Genomic DNA, 23,430 nt, shown 5'->3' on the forward strand with positions numbered 1-23,430 from the left:
TAAATTCTCTTACGAGCATCGCTCGCTTTAAGAATTTCCTATTTTTACTTTGCATTTTACGGGCTTAGTATCCTATGTCTAACATTCAAAACATGTCCCTGGAGGACATCATGGGAGAGCGCTTTGGTCGCTACTCCAAGTACATCATTCAAGACCGGGCTTTGCCAGACATTCGTGATGGATTGAAGCCTGTGCAACGTCGTATTCTTTATTCGATGAATAAGGATGGCAATACTTTTGACAAGAGCTACCGTAAGTCTGCCAAGTCTGTCGGTAACATCATGGGGAATTTCCACCCACACGGTGACAGCTCCATCTATGATGCTATGGTCCGTATGTCTCAGGATTGGAAAAATCGTGAGATTCTAGTTGAAATGCACGGTAATAACGGTTCTATGGACGGAGATCCGCCTGCGGCTATGCGTTATACCGAGGCTCGTTTGTCTGAGATTGCTGGTTATCTTCTTCAAGATATCGAAAAGAAGACAGTTCCCTTTGCTTGGAACTTTGACGATACCGAGAAAGAACCGACGGTTTTGCCAGCAGCATTTCCAAACCTCTTGGTCAATGGTTCGACTGGGATTTCGGCTGGTTATGCTACAGACATTCCTCCCCATAATTTAGCTGAGGTTATTGATGCGACGGTTTACATGATTGACCACCCAACAGCCAAGGTGGACAAACTCATGGAATTCTTGCCTGGGCCAGACTTCCCTACAGGGGCTATCATCCAAGGACGTGATGAAATCAAGAAGGCCTATAAAACCGGGAAAGGGCGCGTAGTTGTTCGATCTAAGACGGAGATTGAAAAGCTAAAAGGTGGTAAGGAACAAATCGTTATCACTGAAATTCCTTATGAAATCAATAAGGCCAATCTGGTCAAGAAAATCGATGATGTTCGTGTCAATAACAAGGTGGCAGGGATCGCTGAGGTTCGTGATGAGTCTGACCGTGATGGTCTTCGTATTGCTATTGAACTCAAGAAAGATGCTAATACCGAGCTGGTTCTTAACTATCTCTTCAAGTACACAGACCTGCAAATCAACTACAACTTCAACATGGTAGCGATTGACAATTTCACTCCCCGTCAGGTTGGGATTGTGCCAATCTTGTCTAGCTACATTGCCCACCGTCGCGAAGTCATCTTGGCGCGTTCACGGTTTGACAAGGAAAAGGCTGAAAAACGTCTCCATATCGTTGAAGGTTTAATTCGCGTGATTTCGATTTTGGACGAAGTCATTGCCCTTATCCGTGCTTCTGAGAATAAGGCTGACGCTAAAGAAAATCTCAAGGTCAGCTATGAGTTTACAGAAGAGCAGGCTGAGGCTATCGTAACCTTGCAACTGTATCGTTTGACCAATACAGACGTGGTTGTCTTGCAGGAAGAAGAAGCAGAGCTTCGTGAAAAAATTGCCATGCTTGCGGCCATTATCGGTGATGAACGGACCATGTACAATCTCATGAAGAAAGAGCTTCGTGAGGTCAAGAAGAAATTTGCGACTCCACGTTTGAGTACTTTGGAAGATACTGCAAAAGTAATCGAGATTGACACAGCTAGTTTGATTGCCGAGGAAGATACCTATGTCAGCGTGACCAAGGCTGGTTACATCAAGCGTACTAGCCCACGTTCCTTTGCGGCTTCTACGCTGGAAGAAATTGGCAAACGTGATGATGATCGTTTGATCTTTGTACAAACTGCCAAGACAACCCAGCACCTCTTGATGTTCACAACTTTTGGGAATGTCATTTATCGACCAATCCATGAATTGGCAGATATTCGCTGGAAGGATATCGGAGAGCATCTGAGCCAAACGATTACAAACTTTGAAACGAACGAAGAAATTCTCTATGCAGAAGTCGTGGATCAGTTTGATGATGCAACTACCTACTTTGCAGCAACTCGCCTTGGTCAAATCAAACGCGTAGAATGCAAAGAATTCTCTCCATGGCGGACCTACAAGTCTAAGTCTGTTAAGTATGCTAAGCTCAAAGACGAGACAGACCAGATTGTAGCAGTGGCTCCGATTAGACTTGATGATGTACTCTTGATTAGTCAAAACGGTTACGCCCTTCGTTTCAATATCGAAGAGGTTCCGGTTGTTGGTGCCAAGGCTGCAGGTGTCAAGGCTATGAACCTGAAAGCAGATGATGCGCTTCAGGCAGCCTTTATCTGTAACACTTCATCCTTCTACCTCTTGACCCAACGTGGAAGCTTGAAACGCGTTTCCATTGAGGAAATTCCAGCGACCAGCCGTGCCAAACGAGGCCTACAAGTCTTGCGTGAGTTGAAAAACAAACCGCACCGAGTTTTCTTGGCTGGAGCAGTTGCAGAGCAAGGTTTCGTTGGTGATCTTTTTAGTACAGAAGTAGAAGAAAATGACCAAACGTTACTTGTCCAATCTAACAAGGGAACAATCTATGAGAGTCGATTGCAAGACCTCAACTTGTCAGAACGTACTAGCAATGGAAGCTTTATTTCAGACACCATTTCAGATGAGGAAGTTTTCGATGCTTACCTCAAAGAAGTCTTTAAAGAGGACAAAACAAATTCGTAAAAAGAATCAGTCCAGAGGGCTGATTTCTTTATGTTGAAAAAATTTTCAGAAAATTACAAATAATACTTGAAATTTTACTAGAAAAGTGTAGAATAGAACACATAGTTTGAATAGTATAAAGGAGAAACACATGACAGTTGCAATTGATTGGGAAAATCTTGGTTTTGCTTATATGAAACTACCTTACCGTTATATCGCTCACTACAAAAATGGTCAATGGGATCAAGGAGAATTGACAGAGGATGCAACCTTGCATATTTCAGAGTCTTCTCCAAGTCTCCACTATGGACAGCAAGCATTTGAGGGATTGAAAGCCTATCGTACCAAGGACGGCAGTGTTCAACTGTTCCGTCCTGACGAAAATGCCAAGCGTTTGCAACGTACTTGTGACCGTCTTTTGATGCCACAAGTTCCGACAGAAATGTTTGTAGAAGCTTGTAAAGCAGTTGTGCGTGCAAATGAAGAATACGTCCCACCATATGGAACAGGTGGAACCCTTTATCTTCGTCCACTTTTGATTGGTGTTGGGGATATTATTGGGGTAAAACCAGCAGAAGAGTATATTTTCACCATCTTTGCTATGCCAGTTGGTAACTATTTTAAAGGTGGTTTAGTCCCAACCAACTTCTTGATTCAGGATGAATACGACCGGGCAGCTCCAAATGGTACAGGTGCGGCTAAGGTTGGAGGTAACTATGCTGCTAGCCTCCTCCCAGGTAAAATGGCCAAGTCGCGCCAATTTTCAGATGTTATCTACCTAGATCCAGCTACTCACACCAAGATTGAGGAAGTCGGATCAGCCAACTTCTTTGGGATTACGGCTGATAATGAGTTTGTAACGCCTTTAAGCCCTTCTATCTTGCCATCTATTACCAAGTACTCATTGCTTTACTTGGCTGAACACCGCTTGGGCTTGACACCGATCGAAGGTGATGTTCCGATTGACAATTTGGATCGGTTTGTAGAGGCAGGTGCTTGTGGAACAGCAGCAGTCATCTCTCCAATTGGGGGTATCCAACATGATGATGAATTCCATGTTTTCTATAGTGAAACAGAAGTAGGTCCTGTTACACGGAAACTCTATGACGAATTGACTGGTATCCAATTCGGTGATGTAGAAGCGCCTGAAGGATGGATTGTCAAAGTGGACTAAAAGACATGAAGTAAAGAAGAACTCCGTAGCAGTTGTAATGGCTGAAATGGAGTTTTTTCTTGCTAGTTTGAGCATTTTCTTGTACAATAGAAAAAGTGAAAAGAGGTACAGTATGAGTAAAAAAGATAAGAAAATTGAAATCCAATTAACCGATGCAAAAGTGACTGTTGGAAAAGACAGCTATGAAGGATACGTTTTGACGATCGGGAAAAAGGTTATTGGGGAAATTGCCGAATTAGATAGCCAATTTGCTATCATAAAGAATGGAAATGTCGATAGTTTTTATAAAAAACTTGAAAAAGCTGTGGAAATTTTGATTGAAAACTATAATTTGACAAAATAATACTTGTTTTATTGAAAATTTCATGATATAATAGTTCTCGTTAAACATTGGAGAGATAGCGAAGAGGCTAAACGCGGCGGACTGTAAATCCGCTCCTTCGGGTTCGGGGGTTCGAATCCCTCTCTCTCCATTCATCAATGGGGTATAGCCAAGCGGTAAGGCAAGGGACTTTGACTCCCTCATGCGTTGGTTCGAATCCAGCTACCCCAGTTCTTAGGTAATAAATTCAAGATAAAAAGAAAAATATCTTAGGGTATTTTATTTTTATAATTGAAAGACGTGAACGATATGAACATGTCTTTGCGGGTGCTTAGGAAAAAAATTATAAGTATGTCAAGTTTGGAAAAACTTGATTGTTGGAGGATTTTTTAGATGAACGAATTTGAAGATTTGCTAAATAGCGTTAGCCAAGTTGAGCCTGGTGATGTTGTTAGTGCTGAAGTATTGACAGTTGATGCGACTCAAGCTAACGTTGCAATCTCTGGGACTGGTGTTGAAGGTGTCTTGACTCTTCGCGAATTGACAAACGATCGCGATGCAGATATCAATGACTTTGTGAAAGTAGGAGAAGTATTGGATGTTCTTGTACTTCGTCAAGTAGTTGGTAAAGATACTGATACAGTTACATACCTTGTATCTAAAAAACGCCTTGAAGCTCGCAAAGCATGGGACAAACTTGTAGGACGCGAAGAAGAAGTTGTTACTGTTAAAGGAACTCGTGCCGTTAAAGGTGGACTTTCAGTAGAATTTGAAGGTGTTCGTGGATTTATCCCAGCTTCAATGTTGGATACTCGTTTCGTACGTAACACTGAGCGTTTCGTAGGTCAAGAATTTGATGCTAAAATCAAAGAAGTTGATCCTAAAGAAAACCGCTTCATCCTTTCACGTCGTGAAGTTGTTGAAGCAGCTACTGCAGCGGCTCGTGCTGAAGTATTCGGTAAATTGGCTGTTGGTGATGTCGTAACTGGTAAAGTTGCTCGTATCACAAGTTTCGGTGCTTTCATCGACCTTGGTGGGGTTGACGGATTGGTTCACTTGACTGAATTGTCACACGAACGTAATGTATCACCTAAATCAGTTGTAACTGTTGGTGAAGAAATCGAAGTGAAGATCCTTGATCTTAACGAAGAAGAAGGTCGCGTATCACTTTCACTTAAAGCAACAACACCTGGACCATGGGATGGCGTTGAGCAAAAATTGGCTAAAGGTGATGTAGTAGAAGGAACAGTTAAACGTTTGACTGACTTCGGTGCATTTGTTGAAGTATTGCCAGGTATCGATGGACTTGTTCACGTATCACAAATTTCACACAAACGTATCGAAAATCCCAAAGAAGCTCTTACTGTTGGTCAAGAAGTTACTGTTAAAGTCCTTGATGTTAACGCTGACGCAGAACGTGTATCACTTTCTATCAAAGCTCTTGAAGAACGTCCAGCTCAAGAAGAAGGACAAAAAGAAGAAAAACGTGCTGCTCGTCCACGTCGTCCAAAACGTCAAGAAAAACGTGATTTCGAACTTCCAGAAACACAAACAGGATTCTCAATGGCTGACTTGTTCGGTGATATCGAACTTTAATCAATTGATAATCACAAAATCCTTTGTTTAAAACAAGGGATTTTTCTTTTGTCTCTTTCCCATTTTTGATATAATAGTTCTATGTTAGATTCAGAAAAACAATCACAATATCAAATGTTAAATGAGGAACTCTCTTATTTACTAGAAGGTGAGACCAATGTTCTTGCCAATCTTTCAAATGCTAGTGCCCTCCTAAAATCTCGCTTTCCCAATACTGTATTTGCAGGGTTTTATCTGTTTGATGGTAGCGAGTTGATTTTAGGGCCTTTTCAGGGTGGTGTTTCTTGTATTCGCATTCCGCTTGGGAAAGGCGTGTGTGGAGAAGCTGCTGAGTTTCAAGAGACTGTTTTGGTTGGCGATGTGAGCACCTATCCAAACTATATTTCTTGTGATAGTATGGCCAAGAGTGAAATCGTAGTTCCCATGCTCAAGAATGGTCGATTGCTGGGTGTCTTAGACTTGGATTCTTCACTTATTGATGATTACAATGCCATTGACCGTGATTACTTGGAACAATTTGTCGCTATTTTGCTTGAGAAGACAGAATGGGACTTTACGATGTTTGAGGAGAAAGCCTAATGTATCAAGCACTTTATCGAAAATATAGAAGCCAAACTTTTTCACAACTGGTAGGTCAAGAGGTTGTGGCTAAAACCCTAAAACAAGCGGTCGAGCAGGAAAAGATTAGTCATGCCTATCTCTTCTCAGGCCCTCGTGGAACTGGGAAAACTAGCGTAGCCAAGATTTTTGCCAAGGCCATGAACTGCCCAAATCAAGTGGATGGAGAACCATGTAATCACTGCTATATCTGTCAGGCAGTGACAGAAGGTAGTTTAGAAGATGTTATCGAAATGGATGCAGCTTCGAATAATGGAGTTGATGAAATCCGTGAAATTCGTGACAAATCTACCTATGCACCTAGCTTAGCACGTTACAAGGTCTATATTATTGACGAGGTCCATATGCTGTCTACGGGAGCCTTCAATGCGCTTTTGAAGACTCTTGAGGAGCCAACTCAGAATGTTGTCTTTATCTTGGCGACCACTGAATTGCATAAGATTCCTGCAACCATTTTATCGCGTGTTCAACGTTTTGAGTTCAAATCGATTAAAACTCAAGATATCAAGGAGCATATTTATCATATTCTAGAAAAAGAAAATATCAGTTCTGAACCGGAGGCTGTGGAAATCATTGCCAGACGAGCTGAAGGTGGAATGCGGGATGCCTTGTCCATTCTGGATCAAGCTTTGAGTTTAACACAGGGAAACGAGCTCACGACTGCTATCTCTGAGGAGATTACAGGCACCATTAGTTTATCAGCACTAGATGACTATGTAGCTGCCTTGTCTCAACAGGATGTTCCAAAAGCACTTGATTCTTTGAATCTTTTATTTGAGAATGGCAAGAGCATGACTCGTTTTGTGACGGATCTCTTGCTGTATTTGCGTGATTTACTGGTCGTCCAGACGGGTGGCGAAAATACTCATCATAGTCCAGTTTTTATGGACAATCTAGCTTTATCTCAGGGAAGCCTCTTTGAAATGATTCGAATAGCGACTGTGAGCTTGGCAGATATGAAAGCAAGCCTGCAACCTAAGATTTATGCTGAGATGATGACCATTCGTTTAGCTGAGATTAAGCCTGAACCAGTGCTTTCAGAAGCTGTCGAAGGTGAAATAGCTGCACTGAGACAGGAAGTCGCTCGTCTCAAACAAGAACTTGCCAATGTTGAAACAGCTCCTAAACAAGTGGTGCCAGTTCCTAGCCGTCCAGCCACTTCCAAGACAGTCTATCGAGTGGATCGCAACAAAGTTCAGACTATCCTGCAAGAAGCTGTCGAAAATCCTGATTTGGCACGGCAAAACTTGATTCGCCTCCAAAATGCATGGGGAGAAGTGATTGAAAGCTTAGCTGGTCCGGATAAGGCTCTGCTCGTTGGTTCTCAACCAGTTGCGGCAAACGAACACCATGCTATTTTAGCCTTTGAGTCTAATTTCAATGCAGGGCAAACCATGAAACGGGACAATCTCAATACCATGTTTGGCAACATCCTCAGTCAGGCAGCAGGTTTTTCACCTGAAATCTTGGCGATTTCCTTAGAGGAATGGAAAGAGGTTCGAGCGGCCTTTTCAGCTAAAGCTAAATCTTCTCAAGTTGAAAAAGAAGCAGAAGACAGTCTGATTCCAGAAGGATTTGAATTTCTGGCTGATAAAGTCATGGTCGAAGAAGACTAAAAGTGGATTTCATGGTACAATAATCCTATGACTAGACAACAATTTATCGTGATAGCACTATTTACTGCTGCTGAGACTTATTTTTTCAATGAAGCTTGGATGACGGGTCGCTATTTCATGGCAGCCTTTTGGGCCATTCTACTTTTTCGAAACTTTAGGTTAAGTTATGTAATGGGGAAAATAGTAGATGCCATTGATCAGCACCTAAACCGCAAGGATTAGTCACTAGCTTCTAAACAAAATCAAAGCCTTTTAGGCTTTTTTTTGTTATACTAGTAGAGTATATTTATGGACCTTTTCTTGTATTTTTTAGAGAAATGTAAGTGATTTCTCTAAGGATAAAGGAAGTAGGCCAGAAAAAGAAAGGAACTATCATGTCAGTATTAGAGATCAAAGATCTTCACGTTGAGATTGAAGGAAAAGAAATTTTGAAAGGGGTTAACCTGACCCTGAAAACAGGAGAAATCGCAGCTATCATGGGACCAAATGGTACTGGTAAATCGACTCTTTCTGCCGCTATCATGGGGAACCCTAACTATGAAGTTACTAAAGGTGAGGTCTTGTTTGATGGTGTAAACATCCTTGAATTGGAAGTAGACGAGCGTGCGCGTATGGGTCTTTTCCTTGCTATGCAATACCCATCTGAAATCCCTGGAATTACCAACGCAGAGTTTCTTCGTGCAGCCATGAATGCTGGTAAAGAAGATGATGAAAAGATTTCAGTTCGTGAGTTCATCACTAAACTAGACGAGAAAATGGAATTGCTCAACATGAAAGAAGAAATGGCAGAGCGTTACCTCAACGAAGGTTTCTCAGGTGGTGAGAAAAAACGTAATGAAATTCTTCAACTCTTGATGTTGGAACCAACATTTGCCCTTTTGGATGAGATTGACTCAGGTCTTGATATTGACGCCCTTAAAGTTGTGTCTAAAGGTGTCAATGCCATGCGTGGTGAAGGCTTTGGTGCTATGATTATCACTCACTACCAACGTCTCTTGAACTACATCACACCAGACGTGGTCCACGTGATGATGGAAGGTCGTGTTGTCCTTTCTGGTGGTCCAGAATTGGCTGCACGCTTGGAACGTGAAGGATACGCGAAACTAGCTGAAGAACTTGGATATGACTACAAGGAAGAATTGTAATTCCCTCGTATCTTTTAGGAGAAGTAAATGACTAAAGAGAATATTAAACTTTTTTCAGAAATGCACGCTGAACCAAGCTGGTTGGCTGACCTCCGTCAAAAAGCTTTTGATAAGATTGAGAGTTTGGAATTACCAGTCATTGAGCGTGTCAAATTTCACCGTTGGAATCTGGGAGATGGAACCATCACAGAAAGTGAGCCTTCAGCAAATGTTCCTGACTTCACGGCTCTAGATAATCACTTGAAGTTGGTGCAAGTAGGAACGCAGACTGTTTTTGAACAAACTCCAGTTGAATTGGCTGAACAAGGAGTAATCTTTACAGACTTCCACTCAGCTTTAGAAGAAATTCCCGAACTTATCGAGGAATTCTTCATGTCATCTGTTAAGTATGACGATGACAAGTTGGCAGCCTACCATACAGCTTACTTTAACAGTGGTGCTGTTCTCTACATTCCTGATAATGTTGAAATTACAGAGCCAATCGAAGGAATTTTCTACCAAGACAGTGATAGCGATGTGCCATTTAACAAGCATATTATGATTATCGCTGGTGAAAATTCTAAGATTAGTTATCTTGAACGTTTAGAGTCACGAGGTGAAGGTAGTGCGAAGGCAACTGCCAATATCACAGTTGAAGTGATTGCTCGTTCTGGTGCACAAGTGAAATTTGCTGCTATTGACCGTTTAGGTGAAAATGTCACTGCCTACATTAGCCGCCGTGGTAAACTAGGCAACGATGCAAGCATTGACTGGGCAATCGGTGTCATGAACGAAGGAAATGTTGTTGCTGATTTTGATAGCGATTTGATTGGAAATGGTAGCCATGCTGACCTTAAAGTCGTAGCTCTTTCAAGTGGTCGTCAGGTTCAAGGGATTGACACTCGTGTGACTAACTATGGTTGCAACTCAATCGGAAATATCCTTCAACATGGGGTTATCCTTGAAAAAGCAACTTTGACCTTCAATGGGATCGGTCACATCATCAAGGGTGCCAAGGGAGCAGATGCGCAACAAGAAAGCCGTGTTCTCATGCTTTCAGACCAAGCGCGTTCAGATGCCAACCCAATTCTTTTGATTGATGAAAATGACGTTACTGCAGGTCACGCGGCTTCTATCGGTCAGGTGGATCCAGAAGACATGTACTACCTCATGAGTCGTGGTTTGGATAAGGCGACTGCGGAACGTTTGGTTGTTCGCGGTTTCCTTGGCTCCGTAATTGTTGAGATTCCAGTCAAAGAAGTTCGTGACGAAATGATTGCAACTATTGAAGAAAAATTGTCAAAACGCTAAGGGGAAGCCTATGTTAGATGTAGAAGCGATTCGTAAGGATTTTCCAATTTTAGACCAGATTGTCAACGATGAACCTCTGGTCTATCTGGACAATGCTGCGACGACACAAAAACCACTAGCAGTTCTGGAAACAATCAACCGCTACTATGAGCAGGACAATGCCAATGTTCACCGTGGTGTTCATACCTTGGCTGAGCGAGCAACAGCTTCTTATGAAGCTGCTCGTGAAACCATTCGTAAGTTTATCAATGCAGGCTCTACAAAGGAAGTTCTCTTTACCAGAGGAACGACAACCAGCCTTAACTGGGTGGCACGCTTCGCTGAGGAAATTCTGACTGAGGGAGACCAAGTCTTGATTTCAGTAATGGAACACCATTCTAATATCATTCCATGGCAGGAAGCTTGTCGCAAGACTGGGGCAGAGCTTGTCTATGTTTATCTCAAGGACGGGGCTCTGGATATGGAGGATTTGCGCGCTAAATTGACTGATAAAGTCAAGTTTGTCTCTCTAGCTCAAGCCTCAAATGTTCTTGGTGTGGTCAATCCGATCAAGGAAATCACGCAATTGGCCCACCAAGTTAGAGCTATCATGGTAGTGGATGGTGCTCAATCTACACCTCATATGAAGATTGATGTCCAGGACTTGGATGTGGACTTCTTTGCCTTTTCGGGTCACAAGATGGCTGGTCCGACTGGTATTGGTGTTCTTTACGGTAAAGAAAAGTATCTGGAACAAATGTCACCAGTTGAGTTTGGTGGCGAGATGATTGATTTCGTCTATGAGCAATCTGCTAGTTGGAAGGAATTGCCTTGGAAATTTGAGGCTGGAACGCCGAATATGGCAGGTGCTATCGGACTTGCTGCAGCAGTGGATTATCTGGATAAGATTGGTATGGATGCCATTGAAGCTTATGAACAGGAATTGATTGCATACGTCTATCCAAAATTGCAGGCCATTGAAGGTTTGACCATTTATGGTTCGCAAGACCTGGCTCAACGTTCAGGTGTCATTGCCTTTAACCTAGGGGATCTTCACCCCCACGATCTTGCGACGGCTCTGGATTATGAAGGAGTGGCTGTTCGTGCTGGTCACCATTGCGCCCAACCTTTGCTTCAGCATTTGGAAGTCCCAGCAACAGCTCGTGCAAGTTTTTATATCTACAATACCAAGGCAGATTGTGACAAGCTAGTCGATGCCCTACAAAAGACAAAGGAGTTTTTCAATGGCACTTTCTAAACTAGATAGCCTTTATATGGCAGTGGTGGCAGACCATTCGAAAAATCCACATCACCAAGGGAAGCTGGAAGATGCTGAACAAATCAGTCTCAATAATCCAACCTGTGGCGATGTCATCAACCTCTCTGTCAAGTTTGATGCAGAGGACCGTTTGGAAGATATTGCTTTTCTAAATTCAGGATGCACGATTTCAACTGCTTCTGCTAGTATGATGACAGATGCAGTTTTAGGCAAGACCAAACAAGAAATTCTAGAACTTGCGACCATTTTTTCAGAAATGGTTCAAGGGCAAAAAGATGAGCGTCAAGACCAACTTGGAGACGCGGCTTTCTTATCAGGTGTTGCCAAATTCCCACAACGGATTAAGTGTGCAACCCTGGCTTGGAATGCCCTTAAGAAGACAATTGAAAATCAAGAAGATAAATAAGAAACATAGAAATATATAATGAAAGAAAGGATATTATGGCTGAAGAAAGAGTAGAACCAAAACCAATTGACCTTGGTGAATATAAATTTGGTTTCCATGACGATGTAGAGCCTGTCCTATCGACAGGAAAAGGATTGAACGAAGAAGTCATTCGCGAATTATCAGCTGCTAAGGGTGAACCTGAGTGGATGTTAGAATTCCGTTTGAAGTCTTATGAAACCTTCAAAAAAATGCCTATGCAAACCTGGGGAGCAGACTTGTCAGAGATTGACTTTGATGACTTGATCTACTACCAAAAACCATCTGACAAACCAGCCCGTTCTTGGGATGAAGTTCCTGAGAAAATCAAAGAAACCTTTGAACGTATCGGAATTCCAGAAGCTGAGCGTGCTTATCTAGCGGGGGCTTCTGCTCAGTATGAATCAGAAGTGGTTTACCATAACATGAAGGAAGAGTTCCAGAAATTGGGGATTATCTTTACTGATACGGATTCTGCCCTCAAGGAATATCCAGACTTGTTTAAACAATACTTTGCCAAGTTGGTACCGCCGACAGATAACAAGTTGGCAGCCCTCAACTCTGCAGTATGGTCAGGTGGAACCTTTATCTATGTACCAAAAGGGGTCAAAGTGGATATTCCACTTCAAACCTACTTCCGTATCAACAACGAAAATACAGGTCAGTTCGAACGTACCTTGATTATCGTTGATGAAGGAGCGAGTGTCCACTACGTAGAAGGCTGTACAGCACCAACTTATTCTAGCAACAGCTTGCACGCTGCCATTGTAGAAATTTTCGCTTTGGACGGAGCTTATATGCGTTATACAACCATCCAAAACTGGTCTGATAATGTCTATAACTTGGTAACAAAACGTGCCAAAGCTTTGAAAGATGCGACTGTTGAGTGGATCGATGGTAACTTGGGTGCCAAAACAACAATGAAATACCCATCTGTTTACCTTGATGGAGAAGGGGCGCGTGGTACTATGCTCTCTATCGCCTTTGCTAACGCAGGGCAACATCAGGATACTGGTGCCAAGATGATCCACAACGCTCCACACACAAGCTCCTCTATCGTGTCTAAATCCATCGCAAAAGGCGGAGGAAAGGTGGACTACCGTGGACAAGTAACCTTTAACAAGAACTCTAAGAAATCTGTTTCTCATATCGAGTGTGATACCATTATCATGGATGACTTGTCAGCGTCAGATACCATTCCATTCAATGAAATCCACAACTCGCAAGTCGCTTTGGAACACGAAGCTAAGGTATCTAAGATTTCAGAGGAACAACTCTATTACCTCATGAGCCGTGGTTTGTCAGAATCTGAGGCAACTGAGATGATCGTTATGGGATTTGTAGAGCCCTTCACAAAAGAACTTCCAATGGAATACGCAGTTGAGCTGAACCGCTTGATTAGCTATGAAATGGAAGGTTCAGTCGGATAAAAGAAAAAGGAGAAGCAAATGGGATTTTTAAAGCGTTTATTTGGAACGATTGAAAAAGTGAATAAGGGAGAAGCCCCGATTGAAGAGTTGGATCAGGCATTTGTTTTTGATCTTGAAGCAGAAGCTGATGATTATTGGCGACAAATGGAACAAAACCTCTTGATAAACGCTGTAAAAGGCGTTGGTGGTCCTGAAGCCGTGGAACGTGCTTTTGTTCTTACTAATTTCAAAGAAAATCAAGAAACCTTTGAGCTCTTTTATCAGGTAAATGGTCAACTTCTTTCATGGAGAGAGATGGATGCGACAGTTGTTGATAAAATCAGCAATCAACTCCTTCCGCAAGCGGCAGAAGTAGCGCGTGCAGTAAATGAAAATTATGAAGAGGCAAATGTACCAGTAATCCAGTACGCTATGCTTCAGTTTGAAACTGCAACCATGGCTTGGTTTGGTCGGAAGCTGACAACAGCTTCTCCAGAAGCCCAATTGACTTTTGAAGAATTGGTATCAGGTTGGCGCGCTATTTTGGAACAAGAAGTTCCAAATCGTCCTTTAGATAGTGACCGTCCCTTCCCTTACTTTGAAGTTTAAAAAATCCCAAATCCCCAAAAACTTTCAATGGAGTATACTGTTGAGCTTACTCGCTTGATAGGTAACAAATTGAAAGAATCAGTGGGTAAAAATGCAAATTCTGAACAGGAATCCTTTCTGTTCAGATTTTTTTCAAAAAAGAACCTAATAAATATTCACAAAAATGCTTTTATATGGTAAAATAAAACAATTACATTTAGTGGAGATGAAGTATGAATATTTTTAGAACCAAGGATGTTAGTCTGAGACAGACAGAGATGCGTCGCCATTTGAAATTGTGGGATTTGATTTTATTGGGAATCGGTGCCATGGTAGGGACGGGGATTTTCACCATTACAGGAACAGCAGCGGCTACTCTAGCTGGTCCCTCACTAGTGATTTCCATTGTGATTTCTGCCCTGTGTGTTTCTCTATCAGCTCTCTTTTTTGCAGAATTTGCCTCTCGTGTACCCGCAAATGGGGGTGCTTATAGTTATCTCTATGCGATTTTGGGAGAATTGCCAGCCTGGATTGCTGGCTGGTTGACCATCATGGAATTCATGACGGCTGTTTCAGGTGTGGCGTCTGGCTGGGCAGCTTACTTTAAGGGATTGCTCAGTGATTATGGTATCTCCATGCCCCAAGCCTTGAATGGAACCTTTAACCCTAAACAGGGAACCTATATTGATCTTCTACCTATTTTAGTACTGACATTGGTAACGGGATTGGTTTTATTAAATTCTAAGGCAGCTTTGCGATTTAATTCGCTTTTAGTGGTCTTGAAATTCTCAGCTCTCGCCTTATTTATCCTAGTTGGTATTTGGTACATCAAGCCAGAAAATTGGGCGAATTTTGCTCCATTTGGCTTTGGTCAACTATATGGTGGAAGTACTGGGATTATGGCGGGTGCATCTTTGATGTTCTTTGGTTTTCTCGGATTTGAGTCTATTTCCATGGCAGTTGATGAAATTCAAAGTCCTCAAAAAAATATTCCTCGCGGAATCGTACTTTCTCTGACAATCGTCACCATTCTTTATGCCTTGGTAACTTTAGTATTGACAGGGATTGTTCACTACAGTAAGCTCAATGTGGACGATGCAGTAGCATTTTCATTACGGAGTATTGGTATCGGCTGGGCGGCCAATTATGTTTCGCTTGTAGCCATTCTAACCTTGATAACCGTATGTATCTCCATGACTTATGCTTTATCTCGGATGATTTATAGCTTAGCACGTGATGGACTTTTACCTCAAAGTTTCAAACAATTAAGCAAGACTAGTCGCGTTCCTAAAAATGCGACCCTCTTGACAGGAGTTGCTTCAGCCATTGCTGTAGGAGTCTTTCCTCTAGCCAGTATTGCAGCCTTCTTAAATATTTGTACGCTAGCTTATCTCATTATGCTAGCCTATGGAATAATAAAACTCAGAAAGGATAAGGGCATGCCAAAAGAGGGAGAGTTTAAAACTCCTTTGGTACCACTCTTGCCAATTCTTTCCATCCTTATCTGTGTTTCCTTTATGCTTCAATATAGCCTAGATACCTGGATTGCTTTTGGCATTGCTCTTGTAGTTGGTCTAGTCATTTACTTTGCTTACGGGGTTCGCCATTCAACCCTCGCAGAAGAAGAATAAAAGCTGGGAATTCCCAGCTTTTTTAATCTTTCACATAAGTAAATCCTTCACCCAGAATTTCATGAGCCTCAGTGATGGTGATAAAGGCTTGAGGATCAATTTTGTGAATCATATCTTTCATTTTTACGATTTCGTTTCGACCGACGATACAGTAGATAATTTTTAAATCCTTTTTGCTGTAGTAGCCTTGACCAGATATAAAGGTAACGCCACGTCCGAGTTCATCGTTAATCTCTTTGGCCAATTGATCAGGATATTGGGTAATAATCATAAATCCTTTACCAGCATAACCTCCTTCGCCGATCAAGTCGATAACACGAGCGATGATAAAGTCAAATAAGAGGGTATAGGTAACTAGACGAAGATCCTGGAAGATAATCAAAATCAACATTAGGATAAAAAAGTCAATCCCAAAAAGCAATTTACCAATCGAAATATTGGTGTATTTGTTGAGGATACGGGCAACGATATCAGAGCCACCAGTGGTTCCACCAGCATTAAAGATAATTCCTAAACCAACTCCTAGTAAGACACCTGAGACTAAAGCGACAATGATGAGATCCCCTTGCAAGTCGATGTGCAAAGGAATGCGCTCAAAGATTGCTAGCCAAACGGAAAGTGAAATAGATCCTAGAAGGCTGGAGTAGAGGGTCTTAGGTCCAAATATCTTCCAAGCCAGGATAAATAAAGGGATATTAATCAAGAGGTTCATCAATGAGACAGGAATCTTAAAGAGATAGTAGGTAATCAAGGTAATACCTGTCGCCCCACCCTCAAATAAATGATAAGGAACAACAAAGTAAGTAAGACCGAAGGCATAGATAGCAGCTCCCAAAATAATCGTGATAATCGGTTGAAGTTTTCGAATCATAGCTGTTCCTCACTTTTCTATAGATAGATTATACCAAAAATTCAGTTCTTTTCATCGGATCACTTATGATTTTTTATCATTTTTTTGATATAATAAAGGAGAAAATCCCAATCCTATCGAGAAGAATAGAAAGATTGAATTATGACACAAGTAAAAATTGTAACGGACTCTTCTGTTACTATCGAACCAGAAGTAGTTAAAGAATTAAATATCACCGTTGTTCCTCTATCAGTTATGATTGATAGTGTGCTTTATTCGGATGCAGATTTGAAAGAGGGAGAATTCCTTCATCTTATGCAACAAAGTAAGAATCTGCCTAAAACAAGCCAGCCCCCTGTGGGAGTGTTTGCTGAGGTCTTTGAAGAACTAGGTAAAGATGGCAGTCAAATTATCGCCATTCACATGTCCCATGCCTTGTCTGGAACTGTGGAAGCTGCTCGACAAGGGGCAAGCCTCTCAACTGCTGATGTAACGGTTATTGATAGTTCCTTTACAGATCAAGCGATGAAGTTCCAAGTTGTTGAAGCCGCAAAACTTGCCAAAGAGGGTAAAGATTTAGAAACGATTCTAGCTCATGTAGAGAACGTCAAAAATCATACAGAACTTTATATCGGTGTTTCGACGCTAGAAAACTTAGTTAAGGGTGGTCGTATTGGACGTGTGACAGGATTACTAAGCTCACTCTTGAATATTCGTGTAATAATGCAGATGAAAAACCACGAACTCCAACCAATCGTCAAAGGACGTGGAGCGAAAACTTTTAAAAAGTGGCTTGAGGAATTAACCAATACTCTTTCTCAAAAATCAGTTGCAGAAATTGGAATTTCCTATGCTGGAACGAACGAATGGGCGAATGAGATGAAGGCATTATTGCAACCTTATGTTGAGAAACCAATCTCTGTATTGGAAACTGGCTCTATTATTCAAACTCATACTGGAGAGAATGCTTGGGCGATTCTAATTCGCTACAATTCCTAAAAAAATAGAGAAAAAATGGTCAAAATAGTGTTTTTGACTTGACCTATAGCCGATTTTAGGATATGATTATATTTGTTAATTAGAAATTATTTGGAGGATTTATTAACATGGCAAACAAACAAGATTTGATCGCTAAAGTAGCAGAAGCTACAGAATTGACTAAGAAAGATTCAGCAGCAGCAGTTGACGCTGTATTCGCAGCAGTAACTGAATACCTTGCAGCTGGTGAAAAAGTTCAATTGATCGGTTTTGGTAACTTTGAAGTTCGTGAGCGTGCTGCACGTAAAGGTCGCAACCCACAAACTGGTAAAGAAATCAAGATCGCAGCTTCTAAAGTTCCAGCATTCAAAGCTGGTAAAGCTCTTAAAGACGCTGTTAAATAATGAATTTTCAAAAAGCCTGTCATATCAAGCATTCGAGCTTGTCTGACAGGCTTTTTTTTATTGTTTATTTGAAAAGTTGATGTTATGATTCTTTGCAAAAAGAAAAAGGTTCCCATGTTTGAGAACCTTCTTTTCATTAGTTTTTAGAAGCTGCTTGGAATTCAGGGTTTTTCCATGCTTCATCAATGATTGCTTGCAATTCTTTAGCAGATGCTTGCATTTTTTGAGTTTCAGCATCGTTCAATGGGATGTTTACTGGACGAACGATACCGTGTGCACCAACAACAGCTGGTTGACCGATAAAGACGTTTTTAACACCGTATTGACCTTCTTGGAAGACTGAAAGTGGAAGTACTGCATTTTCGTCATCAAGGATTGCTTTTGTGATACGAGCAAGTGCTACTGCGATACCGTAGTATGTAGCTCCTTTTTTGTTAATGATTGTGTAAGCAGCGTCACGAACACCTTCGAACAATTCAATCAATTCAGCTTCTTGAACGTTTTGAGTATCTTTAAGGAACTCTTCAAGGTTTACACCAGCGATGTTGGCATGTGACCAAACCGCAAACTCAGAATCTCCGTGTTCACCCATGATGTAGGCGTGAACGGAACGAGCATCAACATCCAATTTTTCAGCAAGTGCTTGACGGAAACGTGCTGAGTCAAGTGAAGTACCTGAACCGATAACACGTTCTTTAGGGAATCCAGAGAATTTCCAAGTTGAGTAAGTCAAAACGTCAACTGGGTTAGCCGCAACAAGGAAGATACCATCAAAACCTGATTCAACAACTTGTGTTACGATTGACTTGTTGATAGCCAAGTTTTTACCTACAAGGTCAAGACGAGTTTCACCTGGTTTTTGAGGAGCACCTGCAGTGATAACAACAAGGTCAGCGTCTGCACAGTCAGAGTATTGAGCAGCGTAGATTTTTTTAGGTGAAGTGAAGGCAAGGGCGTGGCTAAGGTCAAGCGCATCACCAACAGCTTTTTCGTGTAATTGTGGAATTTCGATAATTCCAAGCTCTTGTGCAATTCCTTGGTTAACAAGTGCGAAAGCGTAAGATGAACCTACGGCACCGTCACCAACAAGGATCACTTTTTTGTGTTGTTTAGTTGAAGTCATTATCTAAACATCTCCTTCATTTTTTTTAGGGGAATCCCTAGACACTTTCATTCTATCACTTTTAAAAAACTTTGTCACGAATATTCTATTCGGTTCTCGATGTAAACGTTTTAGTGGTTTTCAAAGACTGAAATGAAGGACAAATTATGGTATAATATATCTAATTACTAATAGTGAAATGAGGCATTTATTAATGCAGGATAGAAATTTAGTGAATGTCAATCTGACAAAGGAGATGAAGACCAGCTTTATCGATTACGCCATGAGTGTTATCGTTGCGCGGGCTCTTCCTGATGTTCGAGACGGTTTAAAGCCTGTTCATCGTCGTATTCTTTACGGAATGAATGAACTAGGTGTTACACCAGACAAACCTCATAAAAAATCAGCCCGTATTACAGGGGATGTTATGGGTAAATACCACCCACATGGAGATTCCTCTATTTACGAAGCTATGGTTCGTATGGCTCAGTGGTGGAGCTACCGTTATATGCTTGTCGATGGACATGGAAACTTTGGTTCTATGGATGGAGACGGTGCCGCTGCGCAGCGTTACACTGAGGCACGTATGAGCAAGATTGCTCTTGAAATGCTTCGTGATATCAATAAAAACACAGTTGATTTCGTAGATAACTACGATGCTAACGAACGTGAACCCTTGGTCTTGCCAGCTCGTTTTCCAAACCTTTTGGTCAATGGGGCAACGGGTATCGCTGTTGGGATGGCAACCAATATTCCACCTCACAACTTGGGTGAAACCATTGATGCAGTGAAGTTGGTTATGGATAATCCTGAAGTGACGACTAAGGACTTGATGGAAGTCTTGCCTGGTCCAGATTTTCCGACTGGTGCTCTTGTCATGGGGAAATCAGGGATCCATAAGGCTTATGAGACTGGTAAAGGTTCCATTGTCCTTCGTTCTCGTACAGAGATTGAAACCACTAAGACGGGTCGTGAGCGCATCGTTGTAACGGAATTTCCTTATATGGTTAATAAAACCAAGGTGCATGAGCATATTGTTCGCTTGGTTCAGGAAAAACGAATTGAGGGCATTACAGCTGTACGTGATGAGTCCAACCGTGAAGGCGTTCGCTTTGTAATAGAGGTTAAACGCGACGCGTCTGCCAACGTTATCCTTAACAACCTCTTCAAGATGACCCAGATGCAAACCAACTTTGGTTTCAACATGCTCGCGATTCAAAATGGTGTGCCAAAAATTTTGTCCCTTCGTCAAATTTTGGATGCTTATATCGAGCACCAAAAAGAAGTGGTTGTTCGCCGTACTCGTTTTGACAAGGAAAAGGCGGAGGCGCGTGCGCACATCTTAGAAGGTCTTTTAATTGCACTTGACCATATCGACGAAGTGATTCGTATCATTCGTGCCAGTGAAACAGATGCGGAAGCGCAAGCTGAGTTGATGAGCAAGTTCAAACTTTCTGAACGTCAAAGTCAAGCTATCCTTGATATGCGTCTTCGTCGTTTGACAGGATTGGAACGTGATAAGATTCAATCTGAATATGATGAGTTGATTGCCTTGATTGCAGATTTGGCTGATATTCTTGCCAAACCTGAGCGCGTGGCGCAAATCATCAAAGAGGAATTGGACGAAGTCAAACGCAAGTTTGGTGACAAGCGTCGTACGGAGTTGATGATCGGAGAAGTTCAAACTCTTGAAGATGAAGATTTGATTGAAGAAACGGATGTCTTGATTACCCTATCTAATAAGGGCTATATCAAACGTTTGGACCAAGGTGAGTTCACTGCTCAAAAACGTGGTGGCCGTGGAGTTCAAGGTACGGGAGTTAAGGATGATGACTTTGTGCGTGAGTTGGTTTCAACCAGCACCCATGATCATCTGCTCTTCTTTACCAATAAAGGACGCGTATATCGACTAAAAGGTTATGAAATTCCTGAATACGGTCGTACTGCTAAGGGCTTGCCAGTTGTCAATCTATTGAAGTTGGACGAAGGTGAGAGCATTCAGACCATCATCAACGTTGAGTCTGAACGTAGTGATGACGCCTATCTCTTCTTTACAACTCGTCACGGTATTGTGAAGAGAACCAGTGTTAAAGAGTTCGCTAATATTCGTCAAAATGGACTGAAAGCCTTGAATCTCAAGGATGAAGACGAATTGATTAATGTCTTGCTGACAGAAGAAGATACGGATATTATCATCGGTACCAAGTTTGGTTATGCCGTTCGCTTTAATCAATCAGCTGTTCGTGGCATGAGTCGTATCGCGACAGGTGTTCGAGGAGTCAATCTTCGTGAGGGTGACACAGTAGTTGGTGCTAGCGTGATTACAAACCAAGACGAAGTTCTTATCATCACTGAAAAAGGATATGGTAAACGTACACTTGCTACTGAATATCCTACTAAAGGCCGTGGTGGTAAAGGGATGAAGACAGCCAATGTTGCTGAGAAGAATGGTCCTCTAGCAGGTCTCCTCACTGTTAAGGGGGATGAAGACCTGATGATTATCACAGATACAGGTGTCATGATCCGTACAAATGTTGCCAATATTTCACAAACTGGACGCTCAACTATGGGAGTTAAGGTGATGCGTCTAGATCAGGATGCTAAGATTGTGACCTTTACAACGGTTGCTGCGGCAGAAAAAGAAGAAGTTGGGACTGAAATTGAAACAGAAGGTGAAGCATAATGTCTCATAGAAGAACGAAAAATAAAAAGAGTAAGAAAAATAAGCGCAGAAATCTATTTATCAATATTTTAGCGGGTTTCTTAATTCTTCTTTCCTTAGCCTTGATTTTTAATTCAAAGATTCGCGATATCTTTTTGGTATGGAATACCAATAAATACCAAGTCAATCAAGTCACTAAGGAAAATATAGATGAAAACCTAAAATCCGAGGGAAATTTTGATTTTGACTCTGTTAAGTCTATTTCATCCGAAGCTGTATTGGCTTCACAATGGGATGCTCAGAAACTTCCTGTTATTGGAGGTATCGCTATTCCTGAGGTGGAGATTAACCTCCCTATTTTCAAAGGGTTGGATAATGTAAACTTGTTCTACGGAGCAGGGACCATGAAACCAGACCAAAAAATGGGAGAAGGCAACTATTCTCTAGCCAGTCACCATATCTTTACTGCTGAAAATGCCAGTCAAATGCTCTTCTCACCTTTGGTCAATGCCAAAGCAGGTATGAAAATTTATCTGACGGATAAGGATAAAGTTTATACTTATGAGATTACAGAAGTTAAACGTGTTACACCAGACCGTGTAGATGAAATCGAAGATCGTGATGGCGTAAAAGAGATTACTTTGGTTACCTGTGTTGATTATAATGCGACTGAGCGTATAATCGTCAAAGGAATCTTTAAAGAATCAAAAGCTTATTCTGAGACTTCTGAGGATATTTTGAAGGCCTTTAATCAACCGTATAGACAACGTTATTAAGAATGAATGAACCAGTGAAGTGCCATTTCACTGGTTTTTTATATGAATAAATAGAATCAAAATAGTTCGTATGAAAAAGGATAAGAAGGCTTAAGATAAATATTTTAGAATTTTACAGAAAACGCTTTCTAGAAAACAAGAATTATGTTATAATTATCACAAATAAAAGTTTAGGAGTTTTTTATGGTCTCTTCAGAATTTATTTCAAAGATTGAATTTGCTTGCAAGAAGAAAGAAAGTCTTTATAGCCAAAGCAAGTTTAAGTATGCGATTCGTTCCATGTTTGCAGGTGCTTTTCTGACATTTAGTACGGCTGCAGGTGCAGTTGGTGCTGACTTGATAAATAAAATCGCACCAGGCAGTGGTCGCTTCCTCTTCCCATTCGTTTTTGCTTGGGGATTAGCCTACATTGTTTTCTTGAATGCTGAACTGGTAACTTCAAATATGATGTTTTTGACAGCTGGTAGTTTCTTGAAAAAAATCTCATGGAGAAAAACAGCTGAGATTTTGCTTTACTGTACTTTGTTCAACCTTATCGGAGCCTTGATAGCAGGTTGGGGCTTTGCCCACTCAGCAGCCTATGCAAATCTAACACATGATAGCTTCATTTCAGGAGTTGTAGAGATGAAGTTAGGCCGTTCCAATGAGCTAGTCTTACTTGAAGGTATTTTAGCCAATATCTTTGTAAACATTGCCATTCTTTCCTTTGTTTTGGTGAAAGATGGTGGGGCCAAACTTTGGCTTGTCTTATCAGCAATTTACATGTTTGTATTCTTAACAAACGAACACATTGCTGCGAACTTTGCTTCTTTTGCGATTGTTAAGTTCAGCGTTGCAGCAGATTCAATTGCTAACTTTGACATTCCTAATATTCTTCGTCACTGGGGTGTAACCTTTGTCGGAAACTTTATCGGTGGGGGTCTCTTGATGGGCTTACCATACGCCTTCCTCAACAAAAACGAAGATACTTATGTCGATTAAAGAAATGAGCACGAGTGAATCGTGCTTTTTTGTTTGATGTGTAAGACTAGTCATAGTTGTTCCTTATATCAA

21 protein-coding genes and 2 tRNA genes are annotated in these 23,430 nt (G+C 41.4%); 21 read left to right on the forward strand and 2 right to left on the reverse strand.

Annotation, left to right across the window (positions count from 1 at the left end; all coding sequences use genetic code 11):
• Positions 1–74: 74 nt before the first annotated feature.
• The 16 genes from parC to M1F65_RS01915 all read left to right on the forward strand — a co-directional run bounded on the left by parC (position 75) and on the right by M1F65_RS01915 (position 15,605).
• Positions 75–2,555: a DNA topoisomerase IV subunit A gene (gene parC / locus M1F65_RS01840; RefSeq protein WP_247925353.1), complete on the forward strand. Its 2,481-nt coding sequence runs from the start codon at positions 75–77 to the stop codon at positions 2,553–2,555.
• Positions 2,556–2,670: 115 nt separating this feature from the next.
• Positions 2,671–3,708 carry a branched-chain amino acid aminotransferase gene (locus M1F65_RS01845; protein ID WP_345772945.1) on the forward strand — a complete coding sequence of 346 codons (1,038 nt, stop codon included), beginning with the start codon at positions 2,671–2,673 and terminating at the stop codon, positions 3,706–3,708.
• A gap of 112 nt (positions 3,709–3,820) precedes the next feature.
• On the forward strand, positions 3,821–4,051 hold the full coding sequence (locus tag M1F65_RS01850) for a DUF2969 domain-containing protein (protein WP_000037107.1): 231 nt from the start codon (positions 3,821–3,823) through the stop codon (positions 4,049–4,051).
• 49 nt (positions 4,052–4,100) lie between these two features.
• Positions 4,101–4,181: transfer RNA gene (locus M1F65_RS01855), tRNA-Tyr, on the forward strand.
• Between the two features lie 8 nt (positions 4,182–4,189).
• Positions 4,190–4,261, forward strand: a tRNA-Gln gene (locus tag M1F65_RS01860).
• Between the two features lie 162 nt (positions 4,262–4,423).
• Positions 4,424–5,626 (forward strand): 30S ribosomal protein S1, encoded by a 1,203-nt coding sequence (gene rpsA / locus M1F65_RS01865; protein WP_001001617.1) that lies wholly within the window; start codon positions 4,424–4,426, stop codon positions 5,624–5,626.
• An 81-nt stretch (positions 5,627–5,707) separates the two neighbouring features.
• On the forward strand, positions 5,708–6,205 hold the full coding sequence (locus tag M1F65_RS01870; RefSeq protein ID WP_009013631.1) for a GAF domain-containing protein: 498 nt from the start codon (positions 5,708–5,710) through the stop codon (positions 6,203–6,205).
• The gene (dnaX, locus tag M1F65_RS01875) at positions 6,205–7,860 is read left to right on the forward strand and encodes a DNA polymerase III subunit gamma/tau (protein WP_042902170.1); all 1,656 of its coding nucleotides are present in this window, start codon (positions 6,205–6,207) and stop codon (positions 7,858–7,860) included. The genes M1F65_RS01870 and dnaX overlap by 1 nt, the downstream gene beginning before the upstream one ends.
• Positions 7,861–7,887: 27 nt before the next feature.
• Positions 7,888–8,082, forward strand: a complete 195-nt coding sequence (locus tag M1F65_RS01880; RefSeq protein ID WP_000198269.1) for a DUF3272 family protein — start codon at positions 7,888–7,890, stop codon at positions 8,080–8,082.
• 152 nt (positions 8,083–8,234) lie between these two features.
• The gene (sufC, locus tag M1F65_RS01885; RefSeq protein ID WP_000114489.1) at positions 8,235–9,005 is read left to right on the forward strand and encodes a Fe-S cluster assembly ATPase SufC; all 771 of its coding nucleotides are present in this window, start codon (positions 8,235–8,237) and stop codon (positions 9,003–9,005) included.
• Positions 9,006–9,032: 27 nt separating this feature from the next.
• The gene (sufD, locus tag M1F65_RS01890; RefSeq protein WP_247925355.1) at positions 9,033–10,295 is read left to right on the forward strand and encodes a Fe-S cluster assembly protein SufD; all 1,263 of its coding nucleotides are present in this window, start codon (positions 9,033–9,035) and stop codon (positions 10,293–10,295) included.
• A 10-nt stretch (positions 10,296–10,305) separates the two neighbouring features.
• Positions 10,306–11,532, forward strand: coding sequence for a cysteine desulfurase (locus tag M1F65_RS01895; protein ID WP_042902172.1), 1,227 nt, complete (start codon positions 10,306–10,308; stop codon positions 11,530–11,532).
• The gene (gene sufU, locus M1F65_RS01900) at positions 11,519–11,959 is read left to right on the forward strand and encodes a Fe-S cluster assembly sulfur transfer protein SufU (protein WP_007522144.1); all 441 of its coding nucleotides are present in this window, start codon (positions 11,519–11,521) and stop codon (positions 11,957–11,959) included. The genes M1F65_RS01895 and sufU overlap by 14 nt, the downstream gene beginning before the upstream one ends.
• Before the next feature lie 35 nt (positions 11,960–11,994).
• Positions 11,995–13,407 carry a Fe-S cluster assembly protein SufB gene (gene sufB, locus M1F65_RS01905; RefSeq protein ID WP_000797057.1) on the forward strand — a complete coding sequence of 471 codons (1,413 nt, stop codon included), beginning with the start codon at positions 11,995–11,997 and terminating at the stop codon, positions 13,405–13,407.
• An 18-nt stretch (positions 13,408–13,425) separates the two neighbouring features.
• On the forward strand, positions 13,426–13,995 hold the full coding sequence (locus M1F65_RS01910; protein ID WP_042902174.1) for a hypothetical protein: 570 nt from the start codon (positions 13,426–13,428) through the stop codon (positions 13,993–13,995).
• A gap of 212 nt (positions 13,996–14,207) precedes the next feature.
• The gene (locus tag M1F65_RS01915; RefSeq protein WP_042902175.1) at positions 14,208–15,605 is read left to right on the forward strand and encodes an APC family permease; all 1,398 of its coding nucleotides are present in this window, start codon (positions 14,208–14,210) and stop codon (positions 15,603–15,605) included.
• 22 nt (positions 15,606–15,627) lie between these two features.
• Here M1F65_RS01915 and M1F65_RS01920 read toward each other — a convergent pair whose 3' ends face one another.
• Positions 15,628–16,476 (reverse strand): YitT family protein, encoded by an 849-nt coding sequence (locus M1F65_RS01920; RefSeq protein ID WP_000619787.1) that lies wholly within the window; start codon positions 16,474–16,476, stop codon positions 15,628–15,630.
• A 141-nt stretch (positions 16,477–16,617) separates the two neighbouring features.
• Between M1F65_RS01920 and M1F65_RS01925 the strand changes: the two genes are divergently transcribed.
• Together M1F65_RS01925 and M1F65_RS01930 are read left to right on the forward strand one after the other, a co-directional pair.
• Positions 16,618–17,454 carry a DegV family protein gene (locus M1F65_RS01925; protein ID WP_042902176.1) on the forward strand — a complete coding sequence of 279 codons (837 nt, stop codon included), beginning with the start codon at positions 16,618–16,620 and terminating at the stop codon, positions 17,452–17,454.
• 107 nt (positions 17,455–17,561) lie between these two features.
• Positions 17,562–17,837 (forward strand): HU family DNA-binding protein, encoded by a 276-nt coding sequence (locus M1F65_RS01930; protein WP_001284636.1) that lies wholly within the window; start codon positions 17,562–17,564, stop codon positions 17,835–17,837.
• Positions 17,838–17,973: 136 nt separating this feature from the next.
• Here the strand turns inward: M1F65_RS01930 and M1F65_RS01935 are convergent, their stop codons facing one another.
• Entirely contained in the window at positions 17,974–18,960 is a 987-nt protein-coding gene (locus M1F65_RS01935; RefSeq protein WP_000204722.1) for an L-lactate dehydrogenase, read from the reverse strand.
• A gap of 193 nt (positions 18,961–19,153) precedes the next feature.
• On the opposite strand from M1F65_RS01935, the gene gyrA reads away from it, so the two are divergent.
• From gyrA to M1F65_RS01950, 3 genes are all read left to right on the forward strand, one after another.
• The gene (gyrA, locus tag M1F65_RS01940) at positions 19,154–21,622 is read left to right on the forward strand and encodes a DNA gyrase subunit A (protein ID WP_247925356.1); all 2,469 of its coding nucleotides are present in this window, start codon (positions 19,154–19,156) and stop codon (positions 21,620–21,622) included.
• Positions 21,622–22,377 (forward strand): class A sortase, encoded by a 756-nt coding sequence (locus M1F65_RS01945; RefSeq protein ID WP_049505926.1) that lies wholly within the window; start codon positions 21,622–21,624, stop codon positions 22,375–22,377. The genes gyrA and M1F65_RS01945 overlap by 1 nt, the downstream gene beginning before the upstream one ends.
• A 183-nt stretch (positions 22,378–22,560) precedes the next feature.
• Entirely contained in the window at positions 22,561–23,358 is a 798-nt protein-coding gene (locus M1F65_RS01950) for a formate/nitrite transporter family protein (RefSeq protein ID WP_000254787.1), read from the forward strand.
• Positions 23,359–23,430: the final 72 nt, after the last annotated feature.

It is taken from the genome of Streptococcus oralis, from assembly GCF_023109195.1.
In the GTDB taxonomy this organism is placed as follows: Bacteria; Bacillota; Bacilli; order Lactobacillales; family Streptococcaceae; genus Streptococcus; species Streptococcus oralis_BV.

What these genes read in the sequence shown, in the direction of transcription:
- parC (WP_247925353.1), top strand. Translation starts at nt 75, where the DNA reads ATGTCTAACATTCAAAACATGTCCCTGGAGGACATCATGGGAGAGCGC.
- M1F65_RS01850 (WP_000037107.1), top strand. Translation starts at nt 3,821, where the DNA reads ATGAGTAAAAAAGATAAGAAAATTGAAATCCAATTAACCGATGCAAAA.
- rpsA (WP_001001617.1), top strand. Translation starts at nt 4,424, where the DNA reads ATGAACGAATTTGAAGATTTGCTAAATAGCGTTAGCCAAGTTGAGCCT.
- M1F65_RS01870 (WP_009013631.1), top strand. Translation starts at nt 5,708, where the DNA reads ATGTTAGATTCAGAAAAACAATCACAATATCAAATGTTAAATGAGGAA.
- dnaX (WP_042902170.1), top strand. Translation starts at nt 6,205, where the DNA reads ATGTATCAAGCACTTTATCGAAAATATAGAAGCCAAACTTTTTCACAA.
- M1F65_RS01880 (WP_000198269.1), top strand. Translation starts at nt 7,888, where the DNA reads ATGACTAGACAACAATTTATCGTGATAGCACTATTTACTGCTGCTGAG.
- sufC (WP_000114489.1), top strand. Translation starts at nt 8,235, where the DNA reads ATGTCAGTATTAGAGATCAAAGATCTTCACGTTGAGATTGAAGGAAAA.
- sufD (WP_247925355.1), top strand. Translation starts at nt 9,033, where the DNA reads ATGACTAAAGAGAATATTAAACTTTTTTCAGAAATGCACGCTGAACCA.
- M1F65_RS01895 (WP_042902172.1), top strand. Translation starts at nt 10,306, where the DNA reads ATGTTAGATGTAGAAGCGATTCGTAAGGATTTTCCAATTTTAGACCAG.
- sufU (WP_007522144.1), top strand. Translation starts at nt 11,519, where the DNA reads ATGGCACTTTCTAAACTAGATAGCCTTTATATGGCAGTGGTGGCAGAC.
- sufB (WP_000797057.1), top strand. Translation starts at nt 11,995, where the DNA reads ATGGCTGAAGAAAGAGTAGAACCAAAACCAATTGACCTTGGTGAATAT.
- M1F65_RS01910 (WP_042902174.1), top strand. Translation starts at nt 13,426, where the DNA reads ATGGGATTTTTAAAGCGTTTATTTGGAACGATTGAAAAAGTGAATAAG.
- M1F65_RS01915 (WP_042902175.1), top strand. Translation starts at nt 14,208, where the DNA reads ATGAATATTTTTAGAACCAAGGATGTTAGTCTGAGACAGACAGAGATG.
- M1F65_RS01920 (WP_000619787.1), bottom strand. Translation starts at nt 16,476, where the DNA reads ATGATTCGAAAACTTCAACCGATTATCACGATTATTTTGGGAGCTGCT.
- M1F65_RS01925 (WP_042902176.1), top strand. Translation starts at nt 16,618, where the DNA reads ATGACACAAGTAAAAATTGTAACGGACTCTTCTGTTACTATCGAACCA.
- M1F65_RS01930 (WP_001284636.1), top strand. Translation starts at nt 17,562, where the DNA reads ATGGCAAACAAACAAGATTTGATCGCTAAAGTAGCAGAAGCTACAGAA.
- M1F65_RS01935 (WP_000204722.1), bottom strand. Translation starts at nt 18,960, where the DNA reads ATGACTTCAACTAAACAACACAAAAAAGTGATCCTTGTTGGTGACGGT.
- gyrA (WP_247925356.1), top strand. Translation starts at nt 19,154, where the DNA reads ATGCAGGATAGAAATTTAGTGAATGTCAATCTGACAAAGGAGATGAAG.
- M1F65_RS01945 (WP_049505926.1), top strand. Translation starts at nt 21,622, where the DNA reads ATGTCTCATAGAAGAACGAAAAATAAAAAGAGTAAGAAAAATAAGCGC.
- M1F65_RS01950 (WP_000254787.1), top strand. Translation starts at nt 22,561, where the DNA reads ATGGTCTCTTCAGAATTTATTTCAAAGATTGAATTTGCTTGCAAGAAG.